Origin of the sequence: Halomonas sp., from assembly GCF_041689495.1 — a bacterium.
In the GTDB taxonomy this organism is placed as follows: domain Bacteria; phylum Pseudomonadota; class Gammaproteobacteria; order Pseudomonadales; family Halomonadaceae; genus Halomonas.
In genome coordinates this window covers 1-1,817 of record NZ_JBDNGD010000545.1, presented here as the reverse complement: position 1 = coordinate 1,817, position 1,817 = coordinate 1, and the positions used below count along the sequence as shown (strand labels likewise).

Sequence of the window (1,817 nt, the reverse complement as noted above, 5' to 3'; positions counted from 1 at the left end):
TCGTTCATGGTGTCCTCGTATCCATCAGAGGTCACCAGTCTGGCCGACACTAATCAGCTTAAGAAGATGGGGTTGCTGGAGCGCTTACGATAGGGGTTGGTGCGCACGAATACCAGGACGGCGCTGGTCACACTATCCTGGCGGCGAAGTCTCTCGCCTTCCCTTTTGCGTCACGCCTCTCCTGGCCAAGGATGGCCGGTATCCGTCCGGTACCTGTAGTAGAACTCCTGACCTATTGTTCGATCTGCTAAGCAAACGAGATAGCCAGTCGAGCCCCCCGGGGGGGTCATTCGCCTGTCAGGAGCTTGGCGATGGTGCCCATCGGCAGAAACATGCGCAGCGGCTGGGAAGGTAGCGGCTGAAAGCCAAAGCCGGCGTACAGCCGCTGCCGTCGTGCCACCGACTTGGGGTTGCCACAGTCAAGGATGTCCAGCAGCACCATGGCGGTGCCGACCCGCTGTGAGGCCTGATAGGCCCCACCCAGGGCATCGACCAGCAGTCGACTGCCGATACCCTGACCCTGGACCGTCTCGGCCACGCCGATCATGCCAATGAACGCCGCGGGCAGGCTGCCATCGGCCAGGGCAATGCGCTGGAAGCGCTTGGGCAGGTCGCCGCCCTGCACGCTATGCGCGTTGATCGAGTAGAACCCCAGGATCTCCTCTCGCCGCTGTTGTGGGTCCACCATCACGAAGACTCTGGCCGTGCCGCCTTTCATCAAGCGGCTGGCCGTCTCTTGCAGGTAGCGGTCCACCTGGGGGACACCCGACGAAAAAGCCGCTCGATTGTGTTTGGCCTTATCGAGCGGCTCGATGACAACGGGAGAGGACATCAGTGCTTCACCACCGTCTCCCTGTGGTGGGCGAAGGCGGCCCGCAGCTGGTCGGTCGGTGCCGGCGGGTTTTCCAGGGCGTCGAAGAAGGCGCGATGGTCGTCGGCGGTCAGCCGGGTCACCTCGTGGGCCTGGATGGTCTCCAGGGCACGCTCATAGGCCGCGGCCAGCACGAAGGAGGACATGTCTTGGCCGGAAAGCGCTGCTGCGCGCTCGATCGCCTGCTTGATGCGCGGTGCAGTACGGAAGGCGAAGCGTTCGGTATTGCGCTCATGGCCGTTGCTCGCGTCGTCGTGGGGGAATGCAGTCAGCATAGTGGCCTCCTTGGCGTCGAGGGCTTAGCTCTGATGCTCGGCGCCGGATGATAGGGGATAAGCCTAGTGTACGCCTATTGTGAGTACGATGTCACAGTGAAGTGACAGCATGCGGTGGCATCGGTGGGGTCTCACGCTGGCAGCGACATGGCGTGAAATCCGGGTGCGGCGCGCACTGTCGCACCCGTGTGGTAGGCGCGCACTGTCGCACCCATGTGATAGAGAGATACGCCTCGGCATGGCAGGGTCATGAAGACCGGATGATAGGCAAGAGAAGCGCCATAATCTTGCTTCTTCCTGGCTTCCAGGGCCAGTTCCAGGGAGCGGCAACGCCTCTTTCTCGGGGATCACTCGGGCTTATTGAACGGCAGCCCGAGTGCTCCTCGGCTTGCTGTCCGCGCTTGCGATCCGATTTCTCAGCCTCCAGAGCCTCCAGGCGGGCCGCGAGGGCTTCGACCCGCACCTTGGCCTTGGTGCCGGCCTGTTCGGCCTCCTGACGCTGCATCTCCACGCCAGCCAGGCGCTCGCGGTACTCGTCATGCTGTTCGACCAAGGCCTGGCGGTGCGCCTGGGCGTCGTCGCGGCGGGCCTCCAACTCCTTCGTGTCGTGCAAGTTGCTGGCGTAGGTTATGCGCGACCAAGAATTTTTCTAACAATGCTGGCGAGACGCG

3 protein-coding genes are annotated in these 1,817 nt (G+C 62.9%); 1 reads left to right on the top strand and 2 read right to left on the bottom strand.

Annotation, left to right across the window (positions count from 1 at the left end):
• Positions 1-286: 286 nt before the first annotated feature.
• On the bottom strand, positions 287-832 hold the full coding sequence (locus ACESMD_RS15750) for a GNAT family N-acetyltransferase (protein WP_372614833.1): 546 nt from the start codon (positions 830-832) through the stop codon (positions 287-289).
• Positions 832-1,146 (bottom strand): DUF1778 domain-containing protein, encoded by a 315-nt coding sequence (locus ACESMD_RS15745; RefSeq protein WP_372614831.1) that lies wholly within the window; start codon positions 1,144-1,146, stop codon positions 832-834. Before ACESMD_RS15745 ends, ACESMD_RS15750 begins: the two co-directional genes overlap by 1 nt.
• A 376-nt stretch (positions 1,147-1,522) precedes the next feature.
• Between ACESMD_RS15745 and ACESMD_RS15740 the strand changes: the two genes are divergently transcribed.
• On the top strand, positions 1,523-1,817 hold a 295-nt coding region (locus ACESMD_RS15740), incomplete at its 3' end, for a hypothetical protein (protein WP_372614828.1).

Bases quoted from the DNA above. Each gene is read 5' to 3' on its own strand.
- ACESMD_RS15750 (WP_372614833.1), bottom strand. From the start codon at position 832: ATGTCCTCTCCCGTTGTCATCGAGCCGCTCGATAAGGCCAAACACAAT.
- ACESMD_RS15745 (WP_372614831.1), bottom strand. From the start codon at position 1,146: ATGCTGACTGCATTCCCCCACGACGACGCGAGCAACGGCCATGAGCGC.